Origin of the sequence: Streptomyces sp. cf386 (assembly GCF_900103585.1) — a bacterium.
Classification (GTDB): Bacteria; Actinomycetota; Actinomycetes; order Streptomycetales; family Streptomycetaceae; genus Streptomyces.
The window spans coordinates 189,225-208,934 of sequence record NZ_FNHV01000009.1 but is presented as its reverse complement, the minus strand read 5'-3'; the positions used below and the strand labels follow the sequence as shown (position 1 = coordinate 208,934).

Below are 19,710 nucleotides of genomic sequence, written 5' to 3'. Positions count from 1 at the left end.
TACAGCGAGGATCATTCAGAAAAGCAGCTCCTGCCCGGGAGGGGTGTCATTGCCCTTCCTCTTCGGGCTGGGGAGATGTGGTATCCGTGCCTCGGCAGGGAGGTTTTCCCACGTGGGCCGCAGGCCGTGTATCTGCACGTCACCCACGCAGCTCTTGAGGTACGCCTGTGTCTCCTCATCCGTGGAGTACAGCACCGTCGCCCGGCTCGCCCTGGTCATGAGCACGTGGTAAGCGTGCCGGACGCATCGCGCGAACTCCTCCTCTTTTTCTTCCTCACTTCCCGTCCCCTCACGGAGCTTCATGTCGAACGAACCGGGCACTTTGACACGTTTGACCTTGTTTTCCGGGTCCTCACACCACTGCCCCTTGCGGTAGACCCAGCGGTCGCCGCGTCTCACCATGTCCTCGCCGAGGATCACCCCGCACCAGTCCCACTCAAGGCCCTGAGCCGTGTAGACGCAGCCGATCTGGTTGATGCCATACGGATGCACTGACCACTTCGTGGACGGGGGCACCGCTCCGTTCTCTCGGAAGGAGTCGCCTTTGGCGTTCCACGGTCGGTGCCAGTCACCGATCCGCACGTCTGCCTCCAGGCGCGCGGCCTTCCCCTTTCCCACTGGCTCGGTCCACGGCCAGCAGAAGCCGGCCACCATGCGAGCCGTCGCCCCCGCCTCCGCCTCGGTCCTGATGATGTACTCGAGTTCCTCTGGGCTCTCGGCCACCTCGACATGCATCAAACCGTCGGGGGTCCACTCGGTGGTTCCTGCCTCGATGTCGAGGACAGCCCGCACCCAGCGGATGTAGGCATCGCTGCCCCCACAGCGCCATTCCTCCCTGAGCGCATAGCGCAGTGGAGTGATCCCCCGCGCTCTTGCGGCTGCCTCGATCAGGCTCACCGTTCCGACTTCCTTGGGTCGCACGGACTGGCTCTCATCGAGAAAGAACACCGTGAGGCGGGAGGCATCGAGCAGATCGTCCACCTGCGGCTGCTTGCCCGACTTCTCCTCTCGGCGGTACATGTCAATGGTTCGCTCTCTCAAGCGATGCGCCTCGTCGCAGATGAGAACGTCCAAGGGAGGGTCCGGAGGTGTCACGAAGTGGCTGAAGTAGGCAAACCTCTTCCTGAACTCCTTGTCGGTGTAGCCCACCTGCTCCTGGAGCGCCCCGTTGAAGGCACGACTGCCGCTGGCGTACTTCACCGTTTGTCCGGCTGCCTCGAAATCGGCCCTGAGCTGTAGACCCACCGCGCTCTTTCCGGTACCTGCACCACCCGTCACGATGAACACGGCTCGTCCGTCGTCCGGCGGCGGAGCGGGCTGATCGGGATTACCGAGAACCAGGGCGGCTCGTTGCAGAACACTCGCCGCCACTCTCTTCTGCTGCCCGCGCAAGGTGAACACCGTGTCCTCTCCGCGGGATCTGATCATCGCGTCGAGAAGCGGCGTGTTGCGCAGGTTCATGAACCGCAGGAGTTGCTCGGCCTCGGAAGCCGCGCCGTCCTCCGCGAAATGCCGACGCAGGTCCACAAGGAGCAGGCCACGGCTGTCGCGGGTATACACACGCTCATAGGATCCAGTCGGCGCCAACGTATCGAGGAGCGGCCGAACCGAGTCATCGGTGGCATTGTGCAGGTACGCGAATCCGCCGCATTCGACCGTGACGCCACGCAGGGGTCCCTGGTCTCCAGTGAACAATTGGTATGTGTTCCTGAGTTGCAACGCAGGGTGCTTCTTGGGCTTCTTGTATCCCGGCACACTCACGAGCTCAGCGGTGGCGGCTTCCACCTGCGTCACCATTGACCATCGCTTCAGCTCGACGAGTTGAAACGACGGCAGACGCGTCTCCGGGTGTCGGCCCACGAGCACGACGTCGATGAGGGGCGGCTCCCCCTTGTTCGGTTCTTCGACCGTCGCCGCGCACTCGACGACCATCTCGACGTTGCCCCGCTCCGCCTCAACCAGGTTTTCCGCCAACTCGACCAGGCTCTCGGCCCATGCCTCCCGTTCTGTATCGGACACATCGCGCCCGCGGAAGTACCTGTATCTGGCGGCGAGATGCGGCACCATCCGCCGCCTTGAGTTCAGAGCGAGCAGGTCCTGCGCAGACAGCCTCAGCAGGAGCATGGACACGAAGTGGTTCCCCCAGGGCACGAGTGACTCGTGCGGGTGGGGGCGTGTCCTCGCGTAGAGGAAGCCCGTCGGGCCGCAATTGGTACGGGTGATCTTAGGGAGCGCGGCAGCTCAGGCGCGCTCCTCCCGCCGACTCATGGCATGTCAGCAGCAAGTTGGCGAAAAAGCTGCGAGCTCAGGCCGGTCGTTCACGCCGTGACAGCCACACGCCGCCCGGCGCCCACCAGTTCTCGTAGTTTCTCCTGCGTCTCCCGATCCGTGGAGTAGACGACCGTGCCGACCATTCCGCGGGTCAGCAGCACCTTGTACGTGTTGCGGATCAGGCGATCCACATCGGCGTCCGGTGTGGAGCGCTTGAACACCGGATCCCTGGACGCGGTACGGTCCGTCACCCATCGGTCGCCGCGCCACACCAGGTCGGGGCCGATGATGACGCCGGACCAGTCGTACTCGAAGCCCTGGGCGGTGTAGACACAACCAATCTGACCGAAGCCCGCCGGGTCCGTGGCCCACAAGGCGGACGGCGGTGCCCCGGAGACAGAGCGGTCGCCGCGCAGGTTCCAGGGGCGCGCCCAGTCGCCGATCCTCACGTCGGCCGGAAGGGGCTGTCCCGGCTTGGGTTCCGGGGACCACGGCCAGCAGTAGCCGGCGGACATGCGAGCGCTGTAGCGCTGGCCGCGGCGGCCGTCCAGGAAGCTTTCCATCTCCTCCGGGCTCTCGGCCAACAGGAGTTGCATGCGGTCATCCGGGTCCCACACCACCGGGCCGCCGGGCTCCAGGCCCAGAAGCCGCACCACCCAGCGCAGGTAAGCATCGCTCCCGCCACAGCGGAACTGGCTTTCGAGCCTTACGACGGGGCAGTTCAGCCCCCTACGTGCCGCTGCGGCTCGAATGTCTTCCACCGTGCCCATCTCACCGGGGCGCACGACCTGGTGCTCGTCGAGCAGGAAGACGGGCACTTGGGCCACGTCTATCAGTTCGTCGATTTGCTGCTTGCCGGTTCGGCGCGCGGCCGGCGTGTACCGGTTGGCCGATGTCTCACGGATGCGGTGGGCCTCATCGCAGACCAGGACGTCGAGGCTGTTCTTCTCCGTCGTCATGAAGCTGTTGAAGTACTTGAAGAGATCCTGCACTTCGCGCTTCCTGGCACCCGCGACCTTGCGCATCGTCTTGGTGAAGGACTGGGACCCGGTCGCGTGCAGAGCCGGGATGCCTCGCCGGTACAACTCGCCGAGCAGGGAGAGCGCGATGACGCTCTTGCCCGTGCCAGGACCACCGGTGATGACCACGACCTCCTTATGGTCGGACTCCCGGGCCTTGCGTACCGCGTTGAGGACCTTGCGGTATGCGACCTGCTGTTCGTCGAGGAGCACGAACTGCTCCCTCTCGCGGACTTCCTGCGCTGCGACCGCCATCAGCTGCTTCGAGGGAACCGTCTTGCCCGCGAGCAGCGCGTCAGCGGCTGCGGCGCCGGAATGCTCAGGGCTCAGCCGGGCACGAACGCAGTCGATGAACCCACCACGGGTGTCGCCCGCGAACAGCTGGCCCCACTGGTCGGACTCGATCTCGCGCAGTGCACCCACGTCGAACTCGGTTGCGTTATGCAGGAAAGCCACTCCCCCGACCCTCTCAGGGTGGTCGGCGACCGCACCGTTGAAGTGGACGAGGTACTCGCAGTAACGGCGCACCTGCTCGATGGGGTTAAGGACCGGCTGAGTATAGGAAGCGACGTGGCAGAGAACCGGGTCGTCCTCGTCCGGGACGACATTGCTCCACTGTTTGAGCTCCACCACGACATAGGAGGGGGCGCCCGTGCGCGGGTGAATCCCGGCGAGAACCGCATCGGCTCGCTTGCTGTTCATCGGGAGTGCGTACTCAAGCATGACCTCCACGTCACCGAGTCCCGCGTCGTTGAGCGCGCTGGCCAACGCGGGGACGCTCCGCTCCCAGGACCGCGCCTCCGAAGGGTTGGGCCGGTAGCCGTGCATGTGGGTGAACTGATCGGTGAGGTGGAGATAGAGCGAACTGTCGAGCGCCATGGCGGCGACCGTTTTCGCAGACGCGCGGAACAGCAAGGACTTCCCCCGGGCAGCACGAAAAGACTCGTGCGGGTGGGGGCATGTCCTTCGAGACTCCACGAGGTGGAGCGGAAGCCCGTCGGGCCGCGTTGACGATGTGTTTGAGGGTACCTGGCGGTATTGACTGTCATACGGGTGGTCGCATCGGCGGCAGCACGCGTCGCGCTTGGGTCTGGACTCCTCTGCCGGTACCCGCCGATGAGTCGACAGACCGACTTCGACTGCATGCTCCATGTAGAGCGAGCGCCATCCCACATCGTCACTCACCGGCACGGTCAAAATGCGCCCTCGGGCGCTTTTTCATCCAGGGAGCATGACCTCTGACCTGTGGATATGTGGAGCGGCAGACGAGTCGGGCTGTACGCCGGGTTCTGTTCCCAGAGCTCCTCGCGAAGCCCTGGGCGACGGCCATCCATCTAGGACCGGCGTTGCCACCGATCTCGTGCGGTCTACCCGCGGACTCGGGCGAGCAGCCCTCAAGCGTCCGCGCAGGAGGCTCCTTCCTTTCCCTGGAAGAGACTCCCTTTTGACCTTGCTCCGGGTGGGGTTTACCTAGCTGCCCAGGTCGCCCTGGGCACTGGTGGTCTCTTACACCACCGTTTCACCCTTACCCAGCGCCGAAGCGCTGGGCGGTCTGCTTTCTGTGGCACTGTCCCGCGGGTCACCCCGGGTGGCCGTTAGCCATCACCCTGCCCTGTGGAGCCCGGACGTTCCTCGGGAAGCCCCTGAAGGGACTCCACGCGGCCGCCCGCCCGGCTCGTCTGCCGTGTGGACCATGTTACCGGCCTGCGGGGGGCTGCCGTCGCCAGAACCGATCCGGCGAGGATCAGGGCGAACGCGGCCAGAACCCCCACCGTCAGGGGCTCGTCCAGGAACAGGGCCCCCGCCGCCACCGCGACCGCCGGGTTGACGTAGGTGAAGACCGTCGCCCGCGTCGGTCCCACCTCCTTGATCAGCTCCAGGAAGGCCACGAAGGCGACCGCGGTGCAGATCACGCCCAGGCCGGCCAGTGCTGTCAGGACCTCGGTCGATGGCATCGAGGACGGTCGGGTCAGCGCTGCCGCAGGGGCGTACACCAGCGCCGCCAGGGTCAGGCAGGCCGCCGTGAGGTGGAGGGACGGTACGTCTCGCAGCCACCTCGCCGCTATCAGCGGGGCCGTCGCGTAGCCCAGCACCGTCAGCAGCACCTCCGCCAGTGAGCGGGCGTCGCCGCCCGTCAGGTGCGGGACCGTGAGGGTCGCCACGCCGGCCAGGCCGAGGACCAGGCCGGTCAGGCGCCGGGTCCCGAGTTGCTCCGCGTTGCCGAAGAAGCGGGCCAGGGCGACGGCGGCTATCGGGACGCCCGCGATCAGGAGGCCGGCCGTGGAGCTGGAGAGGTGGCGCTCGGCGTCGGTCAGGGTCCACCAGGGGCCGATGATCTCGATGCAGGCGAAGGCCAGCATCGGGCGCCAGTGGCGTCGTATCGTCCGGGGCAGGCCGCCCTGCCGGATCGCGAACGGGAGCAGCAGTGCGGCGGCCAGGGCGCATCGCGTGAACACCACCACCGTCGGGGAGACCGTCTCCACCGCCACCTTGATCATCAGATACGGGATGCCCCAGACCACGCTCATCAGGGCGAACAGAAACCAGCCGCGTGCAGTCATACGGCGAGTTTCGGCCGGGTCAGGCCCTCGGGTCTTGAACGCTGTTGCGGTACACCGCCGGCGTCACCCCCAGCACCCGCCGGAACCAGCGAGTGAGGTGTGCCTGGTCCGCGAAGCCCACCAGGGCGGCGACCTCGGCCGGTCGCAGGCCGGACTCCAGCAGGCCGCGCGCCCGGATCACCCGGTGCTGGGACAGCCAGGCGTACGGCGGTATGCCCATCGTTGTGCGGAAGGCGCGCAGGAGCTGGTAGCGGGACAGGCCGAGGTCGGCGGCCAGGGCCGCGAGGGAGGGCGGGGCGGTGAGCTCGTCGGCGAGGCGGTCGCGGACGGTGTGCGCGATGTGGTCGGCGCCGGGGACCAGGTCGTTCGCCGCGCGGGCCGTGGAGTGGCGGCGGGCCAGGGCCGTGAGGAGCCAGGGGAGGCGGGACTCGGCCTCCAGCGGGTCGGGGCAGGCGGAGAGTTCGGTGTGTGCGCGGCGCAGGGCGGCGGTCAGGGCGGGGTCGTCGAGCACGGGTTCGCGGAAGTGCGGGAGGGCGGGGCCGAGGGTGCCGTCGGTCAGGAGGGAGGGCTCGGCGTAGAGGGCGCGGTAGGCGTAGCCGGCGGGGGTCGCCGGGCCGCCGGTGTGCATCTCGCCGGGTTCGAGGACGACGATGGAGCCGGGGCCGGACGTGATGCGTCCACCTCGGTAGGCGATGACCTCCAGGCCGCCGACCGTGACGCCGACGGTGAATTCCTCGTGCGCGTGGGGGGCGTATTCGTGTCGCGCGAAGCGGGCGGTGAGCAGATCGACGGGCGGGCCGCCGCTGCCGAGCCGCGCCCTGGTCCACAGTGCCTGTTCACCCATGTCGCCCCCCTTTCCCGTACACAGTCAACACCTGAACGCCCGCTTTTGATGCCGCCGGAGGCCTTCGCTTGACCCTGCCGCAACGTCAACGTTTCTACTGATCCCATGCGGATCGGAGAACTCGCCGCCGCCGTCGGCGTCACCACGCGCACGGTGCGGCACTACCACCATCAGGGGCTGCTGCCCGAGCCGGAGCGGCGGCCGAACGGGTACCGGGAGTACACGTTGCGGCATGCCGTCGTGCTGGCGCGGATCCGGCGGCTGACCGAGTTGGGGCTGGGGCTCGCGGAGGTGCGGGACGTGCTGGCCGAGGATGCCGGGAAGGATCTCGTGGAGGTGCTCGGCGAGCTGGACGAGGATCTCGCGCGGCAGGAGGCGGCGATCCAGGAGCGGCGGGCGCGGCTGCGGGCGTTGCTGGAGTCGGAGGGCGGGCTGCCCGCCGAGGGGCCCGTCTCGCCCGAACTGGCCGCTCTCTTCCGGGACATGGGTCATCTTTCCGAGTCCCCCATGGCCGCCAAGGACCGCGAGATGCTCGCGCTGATCGAGACGACGGCGGGTCCCGAGGGCCGGGAGCAGCTCATGAACGCGCTGGGCGACGCGCTCGCCCGGCCGGGCGGGAAAGAGCGGGCTCTCGCCGCCTACGGCCTGCTCGACGCACTCGCCGAAGCCGACCCTACCGACCCGCGTGTCGACGAGGCGGCCCGCGCCCTCGCCGACTGTCTGCCCCCGGACCTGCTCCCGGCGCCGGTGGACGTCGACCCCGACAACAGCTTCCTGCGCGCCTTCTACGCCGACTTCGCCCCGGCACAGGCGGAGGCGATCCGCCGCACCTTGCAGCTGCTCATGGAAGGGGATGGACCGTGATGCGCACCGCGCTCGTCCTTGTCCGGCACGAGCTGCGGCTCGTCGTCAGTCTCTGGCTGTGGGCCGCCCGGCGCCGGCACGGGCTCGGTGGCGGCACCGCCTTCGGGTACGCGCGTGGGCAGGGCACGATGATGCTGGGATTCGGATTCGTGATCGTGATCGAGTCGATCATGATGTCCGTGCTGCTGCGGAACCATCCGGTCGTACAACGGGCGTGGTTCATGCTGGACCTGTACACCCTCCTGATCATCATCGGGATGCACGCCGCCTCCGTCGTACGGCCCCACGTACTCGACGCCGGTTCCCTGCGCGTCCGGCGTGCCGCACACGTCGATCTGCGCATACCGCTGGAGAAGATCGCGCACGTGCGGCGCGAGTTGCGCACCACCCATGAGCGGGCCGACGGTGAGCTCAACCTCGCCATCGGCGCGCAGACGACCGTGACGCTCGAACTCACCGAGCCCGTCGCCCACTTCACCTTCCTGGGCCGTCGGCGGGACATCCGGCTCGTGCGGCTCCACGCCGACGACGCCACCGACCTCGTACAAGCGATCACGGCAAGCAAAGCGATCAAGCAGGCTCGAACCGCACCTTCGCCGCAGCCGGATCCGCTTGTGTGAGACGGACCCTGATCCGCTCCCCCAGCGGCAGCGCGTCCGTGCCCTCGATCCGGCCGATGACCGCCGGGGACTCCAACTGCACCACCCCTACGGCGGGTTGACGCTCGTCCACCTCCACCACCCAGCCGTCGAACTCCTCCCCTACGCGGTCCTTCAGCAGCGCCGCCTCCACGATGTCGACGCACTCCCGCTCGACCGTGCCCGCGCGCCGCGTGCCCTCGGCCATCCGGGCGGGCAGCGCGTCGAGGGCGGCCCCCACCCAGTCGGGCGCCGGTTGCCCGGCCGCCGCCGCGAGGCAGATCTCAGACACATACCGGTCGGCGAGGCGGCGCAGCGGTGCCGTGCAGTGGGCGTAGGGGGCGGCCACGGCGGAGTGCGTGGTGATGGGCGGCACGGCTCCGTCCCGGAAGACCGTGTAGCCGGCGCCGCGCAGCAGGGTCGTGCACTCCTGGAGGAAGGCCGCATGGTCGGGGCGGTGCGGGTCGAGGGCGCGGACCAGTGCGGCATACGAGACGTGGTGCGGCCAGTCGATCTGCAGGGCGTGCGCGGTACGGCGGAGGCGGCCGACCGCGCCGTCGGGGGCGGCGGGGAGGGTGCGCAGGATGCCGGTGCCGTGGGCCAGCATCAGGTCGGCGGCGGCCATGCCGGTCAGCAGGGAGAGTTGGGCGTTCCAGCCGTCGGCTGGGTGCGGCGCCCGATAGGTGAGTCGGTACGTGCCGTCGCGCTCGACAATCTCCTGCTCAGGGATGCTGAGCGAGATCCCGCCGCGCTCCACCTCCAGCGCCTCCCGCAGCTCTCCGATCTCCTTGAGCAGGGCGAGCGGCTCCTCGGCGGTCCCCCCGTCGATCTCCCCCTGCACCCCCGCGTAGTCCAGCTTGGCCCGGCTGCGGACCAGCGCACGGCGGACGTCGACGGCGGACGTACGGCCCTCGGTGTCGAGGTCGATCGTCCACAGGACCGCCGGCCGGTCCTGGCCCGGGAGCAGGCTCGCCGCGCCCTCGCTCAGCAGCTCGGGGTGGAGCGGGATCCGCTCGTCGGGGAAGTAGAGGGTGGTCACCCGCCGGTGCGCCTCGTCGTCGAGCGCGCCCGACGGTACGACGAAGGCGGCGACGTCGGCGATGGCGTACCGGACGCGGTAGCCGGTGCCCTGGCGGGACAGGTGCAGCGCCTGGTCGAGGTCGAGGGAAGTCGGCGGGTCGAGGGTGAAGAAGGGGATGCCGGTGGCGTCGTACGACGGGAGCGCGGGAGCCTTCGCGGTCCGCTCGGCCTCGGCGAGCACTGCGGCCGGGAAGGTGCCGGAGACGCCGAGTTCGGTACGCAGCGCGGTGAGGGCCGCCCGGAGGGGGGCCTCGGGGGCGCCGGTCACGCGGATGTGGCGGCGGGGCATGCAACGAGCGTAGGACCGGGGCCGTTCAGTGGCACGCCGTACGCTGTCGCAGAGCGCAACCGAAGGAGATCACCCGTGCTTGTCCTGCTGCCGCCCTCCGAAGGAAAGGCATCCTCCGGCCGTGGCGCCCCGCTGAAGCTGGAGCCGCTGTCGCTGCCGGGGCTGAACGACGCCCGTGCGGCCGTCCTCGACGAGCTCGTCGAGCTGTGCGTGGGCGACGAGGACAAGGCGCGCGAGGTGCTCGGGCTGAGCGAGGGGCTGCGGGGCGAGGTCGCCAAGAACGCCGAGCTGCGGACGGCGGGCGCGCGGCCGGCCGGGGAGATCTACACGGGCGTGCTGTACGACGCCCTCGACCTGGCGTCGCTGGACGCCGCGGCGAAGAAGCGGGCGGCCAGGTCGCTGCTCGTCTTCTCGGGGCTGTGGGGTGCGGTGCGCGTCAACGACCGCATCCCCTCCTACCGCTGCTCGATGGGCGTCAAGCTCCCCGGCCTCGGGGCGCTCGGCACGCACTGGCGGGCGCCGATGGCCGAGGTGCTGCCCGAGGCGGCCGGGGACGGTCTGGTGCTGGATCTGCGGTCGTCGGCGTATACGGCGGCGTGGAAGCCGAAGGGCGAGGTGGCCGGGCGGACGGCGTCGGTACGGGTGCTGCACGCGCCGACCCGGAAGGTCGTCAGCCACTTCAACAAGGCGACGAAGGGGCGGATCGTACGGAGTCTGCTGACCGCGGGGATCGCGCCGAAGGGCCCGGCCGAGCTGGTGGAGGCGCTGCGGGACCTCGGGTACGAGGTGGAGGTGGAGGCGCCCGCGAAGGCCGGGAAGGCGTGGACGCTGGATGTGCTGGTGGCGGAGATCCACTGACGCTCCACCGACGGCGTATTGCAGCATGCGCAACGACCTTTGCGCATGCTGTTCACCGCACGGCAGGATGAGGCCATGACCTCTCCGCTGCCCGCCTCCGTGCTGGATCTCGCGCCCGTCGTGCCCGTCGTCGTCATCGAGGATGTCTCCGACGCCGTACCGCTGGCGCGGGCGCTTGTCACCGGCGGGCTCCCCGCGATCGAGGTGACGCTGCGGACGCCGGCGGCTCTGGACGCGATCCGGGCGATCGCCGCCGAGGTGCCCGAGGCCGTGGTGGGCGCCGGCACGGTCATCACGCCGGAGCAGGTGACGGCGTCCGTGACGGCCGGGGCGCGGTTCCTGGTCAGCCCGGGCTGGACGGACGTACTGCTGGAGGCGATGCGGGTGTCCGGGGTGCCGTTCCTGCCGGGGGTGTCGACCACGTCGGAGGTCGTGGGGCTGCTGGAGCGGGGCGTGACCGAGATGAAGTTCTTCCCGGCGCAGGCCGCGGGCGGTACGGCGTATCTGAAGTCGCTCGCCGGGCCGTTGCCGCAGGCGCGGTTCTGCCCTACGGGGGGCATCGGGCCGGGCAACGCACCGGAGTATCTGTCCCTGCCCAACGTCCGCTGTGTGGGCGGCACTTGGATGCTTCCGGCGGATGCGATCGCCGCGCGGGACTGGTCCCGGGTCGAGCGGCTGGCCCGGGAGGCCGCGGGGCTGCGGGACGGCTCAGGCGCGCAGGTGTGACGTGTCGTTGAAGAGCCGTACGCTCGCGTTGCCGTCGGCGTAGTACGCCACCGCCGAGAGGGAGGCCGCCGAGAGTTCCATGCGGAACAGGGACTCGGGCGGGGCGCCCAGGGCGAGGCGTACGAACGTCTTGATCGGGGTGACGTGCGTGACGAGGAGGACCGTGCGGCCGGTGTGGGCCGCGATCAGCTTGTCCCGGGTGGCGGCGATACGGGTGGCCGTCGCGGCGAAGCTCTCGCCGTCGCCGGTGGGGCGGGCCTCCGGGTCGGCGAGCCAGGTGTTGAGGTCGTCCGGGTAGCGCTCGCGGACCTCGCCGAAGGTGAGCCCCTCCCAGGCGCCGAAGTCGGTCTCGCGCAGGCCGTCGTCGATGCTCACGTCGAGGCCGAGGTGGGCGGCGACGATACCGGCGGTCTCCCGGGTACGGGTGAGCGGCGAGGCGACAACGGCCTGGATGGTGCCGCGCCGGGCAAGGGCCGCACCGACGCGCTCGGCCTGTTCCCGGCCGACGTCGGAGAGGGACGGATCGGTACCGCCACTGCCGGAGAACCGCTTCTGGGGGGTGAGGGGCGTCTCCCCGTGCCGCAGCAGCACGAAGGTGGCCGGCGCCCCCATGTCGGCGGGAGCCCAGCCGGCCGAGGGCGCGGCCACGGTACGGGCGGCCCTGACATCGGCGTCGGCCTTCGCGGCTCCGCCGCCGGGGGACTCCGCCGCTCCACGCAGTGCCGCACGCGCTCGCGACGCGCCCGCAGCGGCGTCTCCGGGCGGGCCCGACGGATCGGGCTCAGCGGCGGTCTTCGCGGCCCGCGCCGCCCTGGCGTCGGCCGCCGCCAGCTCCGCCGTGGAAGCCGCCGCCGACCACTGTTCCCCCCGCTTCCCGGCATCCATCGCCTCGTTGGCCAGCCGGTCCGCGTGCTTGTTCTGCTCCCGGGGGATCCATTCGTACGTCACCTGCGTGGGCGGCAGAATCCGCGCCGCCTCGAACGCCAGCGGCTTCATGTCCGGGTGCTTGATCTTCCAGCGGCCCGACATCTGCTCGATGACGAGCTTGGAGTCCATGCGGACGTGGACCGTGGCGGACGGGTCCAGTTCACGCGCCGCGCGCAGGCCGGCCAGCAGGCCGCGGTACTCGGCGACGTTGTTCGTGGCGACGCCGATGTACTCCGCGGCCTCCACGAGGGTCTCCCCCGTCGCCGCGTCCAGCACGACCGATCCGTAGCCCGCGGGCCCCGGGTTGCCCCGTGACCCGCCGTCGGCCTCGACGATGAACTCCCGCACGGCCATGGCTCCTAGAGGCCGGACTCGGCCGTACGCACCAGGATGCGGCGGCAGTTCTCGCACCGCAGGACCGTGTCCGGCGCGGCCGAGCGGACCTCGCTCAGCTCGGTGATGGCGAGCTCCTGGCGGCAGCCCTGGCAGGTGCGCTGGTACAGCTTGGCCGCACCGATGCCGCCCTGCTGCACACGCAGCTTCTCGTAGAGCCCCAGCAGGTCGGCGGGGACCGACCCGGCCATGACCTCGCGCTCCTTGGTGACCGTCGCCACCTCGCCGTCGATCTCCTCGAACGCGGCGTCCCGGCGGGCGGTCGCATCGTCGACCTTCCCCTGGACGGCACCAACCCGCTCGGTCAGCTCGGCGACCCGCTCCTGCGCGGACTCACGGCGCTCCATGACCTCCAGGACGATGTCCTCCAGGTCGCCCTGCCGCTTGGCGAGGGAGGCGATCTCGTGCTGGAGGTTCTCCAGGTCCTTCGGGGAGGTGATGGCACCGGAGTCCAGGCGCTGCTGGTCGCGGGCGGCGCGCTGGCGCACCTGGTCCACGTCCTGCTCGGCCTTGGTCTGCTCGCGGGCGGTGTCGCTCTCCTCGGTCTGCGCGGCGACGAGCAGGTCGCGCAGCTGGGTGTGGTCCTTGCTCAGCGACTCGATCTCGGCGTGCTCGGGCAGGGACTTCCGCTTGTGCGCGAGCTGCTGGAGGCGGACGTCGAGGGCCTGGACGTCGAGAAGTCGGATCTGGTCGGCCGGCGCGGCGTTCAGTTGGGGGCTCCCGTGGTGCTAGTGGTCGGGTTGGACGCCGCGTGGGCCGTCCAGGGGTCGGTGACCGTCTTCGAGACGTGGACCCGCAGGTCCCATCCGTGGCGGTCGGAGATCTCGTCGAGCTGGGCGGCGGCCAGCTCGCACCAGGGCCATTCGGTGGCCCAGTGCGCCGCGTCGAGCAGCGCGAGAGGACTTTGGGCCACGGCCTCCGAGACGGGGTGGTGGCGGAGGTCCGCGGTGAGGAAGGCGTCGACGCCGGCCGCCCGCACCTGGGCGAAGAGGCTGTCGCCGGAGCCGCCGCTCACGGCGATCGTGCGGACCGTCGCCTCGGGGTCGCCGGCCACGCGGATGCCCTGCGCGGTGGCGGGGAGGCGCTCGGCGGCCCGGGCGGCGAGTTCGCGGACGGTGAGCGGGTGGTCGAGCTCGCAGATACGGCCCAGGCCCCGGCGGCCGTCCGGGTCGGTCGGGTCGGGCACCAGCGGCCGTACGACACGCAGGTCCAGCGCACCGGCCAGCGCGTCGCTGACTCCCGGGTCCGCCGTGTCGGCGTTGGTGTGCGCGACGTGCAGCGCGATGTCGTTCTTGATGAGGGTGTGCACGACCCGGCCCTTGAAGTGCGTCGCCGCGACCGTCGTCGTACCGCGCAGATAGAGCGGGTGGTGGGTGACCAGCAGGTCGGCGTCCAGCTTCACCGCCTCGTCCACGATCTCCTGGACCGGGTCGACGGCGAACAGGACCCGGGAGACCTCCTGGTCGGGGTCGCCCACGACGGTGCCGACCGCGTCCCAGGACTCGGCCCGCTCGGCGGGCCAGAGGTTCTCCAGCGCGGTGATGACTTCTGACAGACGGGGCACGAAGGACAGGCTACCTGGCTGGTCCGTACGGCTGTACCGGTGCCGGAGCCGGTGGATCCGCCCCTCCCCCGCTCCCCTCCGGCCACCCCGGCCCGCCGCCGCTCCGCCCAGCACAACCGCCCCCGTTTCCTCAGGCGAATCGTTCCTCGGCCACCCCTTTGTGTGAAGGGAAAGCTCCCGATCCCACGCCTGTGCGTGCGAAAACTAGCTTCGTGACCGGAGGTGACCGGACCATGACGGCCTGTGCGATCGAGCCCGCGGCGGAGCACGAGGACGGCGACGCGCCTCGGGCGGAATGCGCCATCACGGCGGACGGTTCCTACGCCGCCCGTCTCGCCCTGGACGGCGACTGCTGGTTCCCGGAGCGCTGGACCCTGGACGGCCCCGAGCCCTACGCCGTGCCGCTGCCCGCCCACCAGCCGGAGGAGCCCGGCACCGAGGTGCAGCCCATGGGCGACGGGCGGGTCCTCATCCGCCGCCCCACCGACGGGCGGCATGTGTTCTCGCTGCTGTACCCGACCGGGCCCGGCACGGGTGAGCTGCTGCTGGGCGCCGTCCAGTGCCCGGAGGGCGAGGGGGCCCGGCTGCGGATGCTGCCGCCCGCGCCGGGCGGTGACAAGGCGTACGCCCTCGCGGTGGGCCGGCGTTCCAGCGCGGTGTGGCTGGTGGCGGGGGGTGCCTTCGGGCCCGAGCAGGTCGCGGAGGTCCCGGGGCGCTGCTCGGGCGGGGTGTGGTTGGACCGGGACGGGCGGATACTGGCGCTCGACCGGGAGTCCGGGGGCCGTACGAAGGCCGTCGTGGTCGACCTCGGGCGGGGCGGCGAGGTGTCGCCGCTGCTGCAGATCACGGACGCCAGCGACGACCGGCTGCTGCTCGCCGACCCGGACAGCGGGCTGCTGCTGATCCGCTCCGACGCGCCCTCCCCCGGGCAGGAACGGTTGGGCTGGGGAGTGCTGGGCAGCACGCTGCCGGTGCGCTTCCCGGAGTGCCTGCGGTCGGCCGAGTGCACGGTGACGCCGTTCGCGATCCAGCCGGGGCAGGTGCTGATGCCGGAGAGCTGCGGGGTGGCGCTGCGCGTCGACGGGCCGGTCGGGAGTTGGGTGGGGGTGTGGCGGCCCGCCGAGCGGCGGGTACGTCATCTTGCGGCGCCCGAAGGGTGGTTGGTGGGGGCCGGGTGGTGGACGCGGGACGGGGCGCTGCAACTGCCGTATGCCACAGAGCAGGTGAGGTGTGGGGTGGCTCGGGTGGGGGTGGGGATGCCCCCGGAGGAGGCCCCCGAGGAGGCGACATCGGCGGGAGCGGACGTCGGACCGGAGCCATCGCCCACGGATGATCCGGCTCCCGTGACGGAGGTTCCGGATCCCGTCGCACCGCGTCCTGTGCCTTTGCAGCAAGCTCCGTTGGGCGGTCTTGTAACGAAGTAGTGGCGGTTGGCGTGGCCGTCTGGATTCGGCCCGTGGTCGGCCGGTTAAACTCGCCCGGCTGTAAGAAAGATCATGTTGACGGGGTGAGTTTTCCGATGAGCAACGCCAGCACGACCCAGCCGGGGCCGGCCGACGTTCACGACGTTCAGAAGGTCTCCGGTCACGGCAGGCATCGAGGCCAGGTCTCGGTCCACGACAGCGAGGCGGCCCCCCGCGGCCGTCACCGCAAGCCGGCCGAGGAGAACGAGACGGCGGCCTGACGCCGCGCGCGAGCAACGGCATACGGCCCTGTTCCTCTTTGAGGAGCGGGGCCGTTCCCGTGCGGGGGGGCCGGGGAATGCCCGGGGGGTGCCGCGGGGTGCTACCCGCGCTTCAGCCCCAGGACTTCCACCGCCCCGAACGTCTCCCCCGTCGGCAGCGCCGCGTAGTGCGGGGTGAGCAGCGCGTCCAGCTCGTCGTAGGTGAACGTCTCCTGCTTGCTGTCGAACTTGGCCGCCACCCGGGGCCGTTCGACGATCGCCACCATGCCGCCGTGCACGACGAGCAGCTGGCCGTTGATCCCGGCGGCGGCCGGTGCGGCCAAGTAGCCGACGAGGGGGGCGACATGCTCGGGCGCGAGCGGATCGAGCCCTTCGTCCGGCCGTTCGAGGCCCGCGAAGACGTCCTCGGTCATACGGGTCCGGGCGCGTGGGCAGATGGCGTTCGCGGTCACTCCGTACTTGGCGAGCGCGAGGGCCGTGGAGGTGGTGAGCCCGACGATCCCGCCTTTCGCCGCCGCGTAGTTGGGCTGTCCGGCGGATCCGGCGAGGAACGCCTCCGACGAGGTGTTCACGATCCGCCCGTACACCGGCCCGCCCGCCGCCTTCGACCGCTCGCGCCAGTGTGCGGCGGCGAAGCGGGTGGTGTTGAAGTGGCCCTTGAGGTGGACCCGGATGACCGAGTCCCACTCCTCCTCCGCCATGGAGAAGACCATGCGGTCGCGCAGAATGCCCGCGTTGTTGACGAGGATGTCCAGCTTGCCGAACTCGCCGATCGCCAGCTCGACCAGGGCGCGGGCCTGTGGGAAGTCGGCGACGTCCCCGGTGTGCGCCAGCGCCCGGCCGCCCCCCGCGCGGATCTCGGCGGCCACCTCCTCGGCGGGCCCGGCGGAGGCCTCACCGGAGCCGTCGCGGCCGGGCCGGCCGTAGTCGTTGACGACGACGGCCGCGCCGAGCCGGGCCAACTCCAGTGCCTCGGCCCGGCCTAGACCGCGCCCGGCGCCGGTGACGACGGCGGACAGACCCTCAAGTGGCAGTGACATCCTCGTCCTTTCGCAGCCGGTGGCGTCAGATCTCGATGCAGGTACGCAGTGCCGTCCCCGTGCGCATCTGGTCCAGGGCCTCGTTGATGTCGGCGAGCGGCACTCGGTGGGTGATCAGGCCCGCCAGGTCGATCCGACCGGCGCGCCAGAGCGCGATCGTCCGCTCGTAGGAGCTCAGGACGTCCCCGCCGCCGTACATGGACGGCAGGATCCGCTTCTCGTCGAAGAACAGCTCGAACATGCTGAGCTGGAGGAAGTCGTCCAGGGCACCCGCGCCCACGATGACGAGGCTGCCGCCGCGCCGGGTGTTCTCGTACGCCGTCCGGGCGGTGGCGGACTTGCCGACGACCTCGAAGACGTAGTCGAAGCCCTCGCCGGCGGTGACCTGCTGCTTGGCGTCGGCCAGCTCGTCCGGGGAAATGGCCCTGGTGGCACCGAACTTGAGCGCGGACTCGCGGCGCGAGGCGACCGGGTCGACGGCGACTATCTCCGCCGCCCCCTTGAGCCGGGCGCCCTGGATCGCCGAGATACCGACGCCCCCGCAGCCGATGACGGCGACCGACGAACCCGCCTCCACGTCGGCGGTGTTGAGGGCGGCACCGAGTCCGGTGGTGACCCCGCAGCCGATGAGGGCGGCTATGTCGAAGGGGACGTCGTCGGGGATCGGCACCGCACAGCCGGCGTCGACGACGACCTCCTCGGCGAAGGTGCCGGTGCCCGCGAAGCCGAAGACGTCACCGCCGGGGCGCTTGAAGTTGGGGGTGCCGGCGTTCATGAACCCGGCCAGGCACAGCTGGGTCTGGCCGCGCTTGCAGGCGGGACAGGCGCCGCAGGCGGGGAGCCAGCAGACGACGACACGGTCGCCGGGCTTCAAGTGACGTACGCCTTCGCCGACTTCGAGGATCTCGCCGGCCCCCTCGTGGCCCGGCACGAAGGGCGCCGGCTGCGGGAGCACCCCGCCCATCGCGGACAGGTCGGAGTGGCACAGCCCGGTGGCCCGCACCCGGATCCGCACCCGGCCGGGCCCGAAGCCCACCGCCTCGACGTCATCGAGGACCTCCAGCTTGTCCTGGCCGATCTCGTGCAGTACGGCTGCTCGCATGGTGCGGCTCCTCTCAGGAGGACGGGCGTAGGGCGTGCGGGGTGGTGCGGGGCCGTGCCGGGCTCAGGCGTATTCGATGCCGCATAGGGCTCAGCCGTGTTCGACGATCGTGTCGGCGAGGACGGACGCGTCGTCCCGCTCCACGGCGCCCACCTCCACCCGCACCCGGCTCTCCTGCCGCCACATGCGGATCCGCAGGGTCTCCCCCGGGAACACGACCCCGGCGAACCGTGTGACGTACGACCGCACCCGGGTCACGTCCCCGCCGAGCAGCGTGTCGACGACCGCCTTGAGCGTGATCCCGTAGGTACACAGCCCGTGCAGGATGGGCCGCTCGAATCCGGCGATCTTGGCGAACTCCGGGTCGGCGTGCAGGGGGTTGAGGTCGCCGGAGAGGCGGTAGAGGAGGGCCTGGTCCGCACGGACGGGCCGCTCGACGACCTTGTCGGGATCGCCGACCGGTGGTTCGAGGCGTGCGGAGGGGCCGCGGTCGCCGCCCCATCCCCCCTCTCCCCGTACGAAGATCTGCGCGTCGTTGGTCCACAACGGGCCGTCGGCGTCGGCGACCTCGGTGCGCATGACGAGGACGGCCGCCTTGCCCTTGTCGTAGACGGCGGCGATACGGCCGGTCGCGGTGGCGGTACCGGCGACGGGCACCGGGCGGTGGACGGTGAGCGACTGCCCGCCGTGCAGGACGCGGGCGAGGTCGACCTCGACACCGGGCATCGACAGGCTGCTGATCACACCGGGCGAGCCGGCGCCTGCGACGGTGACGAAGCTGGGCAGGACGTGCAGCCGGGACTCCAGGGTGTAGCGCAGCTCGTCGGGGTCGGTGGCCGGGGCGGGGATGTCCGGGCGGGCGCCCGCGCCGATGCCGAGGTGGTAGAGCTGCACGTCCTTCGGGGTCCAGGAGATCTCACCGGTCCGGGGTTCGGCGGCTACGGCCTTGGCGGCGTCGATGGGCATGGGGCTCCTGACAGAACGGGGCATCCGGCGGAACGGGACATCCAGGGGATCGGGGCATTTGGCAGGTCGGGGCATGTGGCAGGTCGAGTCACCGGCAGGTCGGGCGGCAGACAGATCGGGCGGGCAGGCAGGTCGGGCGGCAGAGAGATGGGGCAAGACCTCGGTACGGCCGTCCGCACCGTCGGCCGCACCGAGGTCGTCACGGGCCGTTCTAGAACGCGTTCCAGTCCGGCGACCTCTGTATAGCCGAGGGCACCGCAGTTGTGAAGACTCCTGACGCCGCATCAGATGGGGTTCGCCGGGTTGGGGGTGTCCTGCCCCTCGACGCTCAGGAGGTTCGGGTGTGGTGGTCCAGCAGGCGGGTGAGCAACCGTACGAGCTCGTCGCGTTCGGCCGGACTCAGCGGTGCGAGCAGTTCGTCGTGGAGGTCGTCCAGGACCTTGTCGAGGCGGCGCAGCCGGCGGCGCCCCTGGGGGGAGATCGTGATGATGTTGCGGCGCCGGTCACCGGGGTCCGGCGCACGCTCGACGAGGTCACGCTCGGCCAGTTCATTGAGCACGCCGACCATGTCGCTGCGGTAGATCCCGGACCGCCCGCTCAGCTCCGCCTGACTGCCCGGCCCGTACTCCTCCAGCGAGGCGAGCACCGCGTAGTGCCACCGGCGGGCGTCGGCCCGGGCCAGCCCCTCGCCGATCAGCCGGTCCGACCGCATGGTCAGCTGCGACAGCAGTCGGCTCGCCCGTCGACGCAGCCTGTCGGGCGTCCTGGGCGTGCCACCGTCGGGCATGTCCGCGACTTCGTCTCTGATCATGGCGCTCACCCTGCCCGTTGCGTTAGTCCGACTAACGATATACGTTCACTCGCGCCGAAACGTTAGTGCGACG

The 19,710-nt window shown here is 70.6% G+C and carries 17 protein-coding genes, 1 other RNA gene and 1 pseudogene; 6 read left to right on the top strand and 13 right to left on the bottom strand.

From position 1 onward, the window contains the following. Positions 1 to 15 precede the first annotated feature (15 nt). From BLU79_RS24150 to BLU79_RS24125, 5 genes and pseudogenes are all read right to left on the bottom strand, one after another. The gene (locus BLU79_RS24150) at positions 16 to 2,124 is read right to left on the bottom strand and encodes a DUF2075 domain-containing protein (RefSeq protein WP_256333452.1); all 2,109 of its coding nucleotides are present in this window, start codon (positions 2,122 to 2,124) and stop codon (positions 16 to 18) included. 194 nt (positions 2,125 to 2,318) lie between these two features. Next, entirely contained in the window at positions 2,319 to 4,205 is a 1,887-nt protein-coding gene (locus BLU79_RS24145; protein ID WP_093907957.1) for a DUF2075 domain-containing protein, read from the bottom strand. Between the two features lie 347 nt (positions 4,206 to 4,552). After that, positions 4,553 to 4,968, bottom strand: an RNA gene (gene rnpB, locus BLU79_RS24140) — RNase P RNA component class A. 55 nt (positions 4,969 to 5,023) lie between these two features. Next, positions 5,024 to 5,851 (bottom strand): annotated as a pseudogene (locus BLU79_RS50040) (DMT family transporter); the annotation flags it as partial. A gap of 19 nt (positions 5,852 to 5,870) precedes the next feature. Next, on the bottom strand, positions 5,871 to 6,695 hold the full coding sequence (locus BLU79_RS24125; protein ID WP_093907955.1) for an AraC family transcriptional regulator: 825 nt from the start codon (positions 6,693 to 6,695) through the stop codon (positions 5,871 to 5,873). Positions 6,696 to 6,800: 105 nt separating this feature from the next. On the opposite strand from BLU79_RS24125, the gene BLU79_RS24120 reads away from it, so the two are divergent. Both BLU79_RS24120 and BLU79_RS24115 read left to right on the top strand, forming a co-directional pair. After that, positions 6,801 to 7,559, top strand: a complete 759-nt coding sequence (locus BLU79_RS24120; RefSeq protein WP_093907954.1) for a MerR family transcriptional regulator — start codon at positions 6,801 to 6,803, stop codon at positions 7,557 to 7,559. Continuing rightward, positions 7,559 to 8,179, top strand: coding sequence for a hypothetical protein (locus BLU79_RS24115; RefSeq protein ID WP_093907953.1), 621 nt, complete (start codon positions 7,559 to 7,561; stop codon positions 8,177 to 8,179). Before BLU79_RS24120 ends, BLU79_RS24115 begins: the two co-directional genes overlap by 1 nt. On the opposite strand, the gene BLU79_RS24110 is transcribed toward BLU79_RS24115, so the two are convergent. Beyond that, complete coding sequence (locus BLU79_RS24110; RefSeq protein WP_093907952.1) at positions 8,130 to 9,566, bottom strand: RNB domain-containing ribonuclease; 1,437 nt, start codon at positions 9,564 to 9,566, stop codon at positions 8,130 to 8,132. The two genes, BLU79_RS24115 and BLU79_RS24110, sit on opposite strands and share 50 nt — an antisense overlap. Before the next feature lie 75 nt (positions 9,567 to 9,641). Here BLU79_RS24110 and yaaA point away from each other — a divergent pair, with 75 nt between their 5' ends. Next, positions 9,642 to 10,424, top strand: coding sequence for a peroxide stress protein YaaA (gene yaaA, locus BLU79_RS24105; protein WP_093907951.1), 783 nt, complete (start codon positions 9,642 to 9,644; stop codon positions 10,422 to 10,424). A gap of 75 nt (positions 10,425 to 10,499) precedes the next feature. Further along, positions 10,500 to 11,150, top strand: a complete 651-nt coding sequence (eda, locus tag BLU79_RS24100; protein ID WP_093908133.1) for a bifunctional 4-hydroxy-2-oxoglutarate aldolase/2-dehydro-3-deoxy-phosphogluconate aldolase — start codon at positions 10,500 to 10,502, stop codon at positions 11,148 to 11,150. On the opposite strand, the gene BLU79_RS24095 is transcribed toward eda, so the two are convergent. From BLU79_RS24095 to BLU79_RS24085, 3 genes are read right to left on the bottom strand one after another with little or no spacing between them, the layout of a single operon-like run. Continuing rightward, positions 11,133 to 12,425 carry a bifunctional RNase H/acid phosphatase gene (locus BLU79_RS24095; RefSeq protein ID WP_093908134.1) on the bottom strand — a complete coding sequence of 431 codons (1,293 nt, stop codon included), beginning with the start codon at positions 12,423 to 12,425 and terminating at the stop codon, positions 11,133 to 11,135. The two genes, eda and BLU79_RS24095, sit on opposite strands and share 18 nt — an antisense overlap. 11 nt (positions 12,426 to 12,436) lie before the next feature. Beyond that, positions 12,437 to 13,180, bottom strand: a complete 744-nt coding sequence (locus BLU79_RS24090; RefSeq protein ID WP_093907950.1) for a zinc ribbon domain-containing protein — start codon at positions 13,178 to 13,180, stop codon at positions 12,437 to 12,439. Then, the gene (locus BLU79_RS24085) at positions 13,177 to 14,034 is read right to left on the bottom strand and encodes a Nif3-like dinuclear metal center hexameric protein (RefSeq protein ID WP_093907949.1); all 858 of its coding nucleotides are present in this window, start codon (positions 14,032 to 14,034) and stop codon (positions 13,177 to 13,179) included. The genes BLU79_RS24090 and BLU79_RS24085 overlap by 4 nt, the downstream gene beginning before the upstream one ends. 233 nt (positions 14,035 to 14,267) lie before the next feature. Here BLU79_RS24085 and BLU79_RS24080 point away from each other — a divergent pair, with 233 nt between their 5' ends. Together BLU79_RS24080 and BLU79_RS48345 are read left to right on the top strand one after the other, a co-directional pair. After that, positions 14,268 to 15,458 carry a hypothetical protein gene (locus BLU79_RS24080; protein ID WP_093907948.1) on the top strand — a complete coding sequence of 397 codons (1,191 nt, stop codon included), beginning with the start codon at positions 14,268 to 14,270 and terminating at the stop codon, positions 15,456 to 15,458. A 95-nt stretch (positions 15,459 to 15,553) separates the two neighbouring features. Then, positions 15,554 to 15,718 (top strand): hypothetical protein, encoded by a 165-nt coding sequence (locus BLU79_RS48345; RefSeq protein ID WP_093907947.1) that lies wholly within the window; start codon positions 15,554 to 15,556, stop codon positions 15,716 to 15,718. Between the two features lie 101 nt (positions 15,719 to 15,819). Here the strand turns inward: BLU79_RS48345 and BLU79_RS24070 are convergent, their stop codons facing one another. The 4 genes from BLU79_RS24070 to BLU79_RS24055 form a co-directional block, all read right to left on the bottom strand. Next, positions 15,820 to 16,758 carry a 3-oxoacyl-ACP reductase gene (locus BLU79_RS24070; protein ID WP_093907946.1) on the bottom strand — a complete coding sequence of 313 codons (939 nt, stop codon included), beginning with the start codon at positions 16,756 to 16,758 and terminating at the stop codon, positions 15,820 to 15,822. A 25-nt stretch (positions 16,759 to 16,783) separates the two neighbouring features. Next, positions 16,784 to 17,860, bottom strand: a complete 1,077-nt coding sequence (locus tag BLU79_RS24065; protein ID WP_093907945.1) for a Zn-dependent alcohol dehydrogenase — start codon at positions 17,858 to 17,860, stop codon at positions 16,784 to 16,786. A 90-nt stretch (positions 17,861 to 17,950) separates the two neighbouring features. After that, positions 17,951 to 18,826, bottom strand: a complete 876-nt coding sequence (locus BLU79_RS24060) for a MaoC/PaaZ C-terminal domain-containing protein (protein ID WP_093907944.1) — start codon at positions 18,824 to 18,826, stop codon at positions 17,951 to 17,953. 328 nt (positions 18,827 to 19,154) lie between these two features. Then, positions 19,155 to 19,637 carry a MarR family winged helix-turn-helix transcriptional regulator gene (locus BLU79_RS24055; RefSeq protein WP_093907943.1) on the bottom strand — a complete coding sequence of 161 codons (483 nt, stop codon included), beginning with the start codon at positions 19,635 to 19,637 and terminating at the stop codon, positions 19,155 to 19,157. Positions 19,638 to 19,710: the final 73 nt, after the last annotated feature.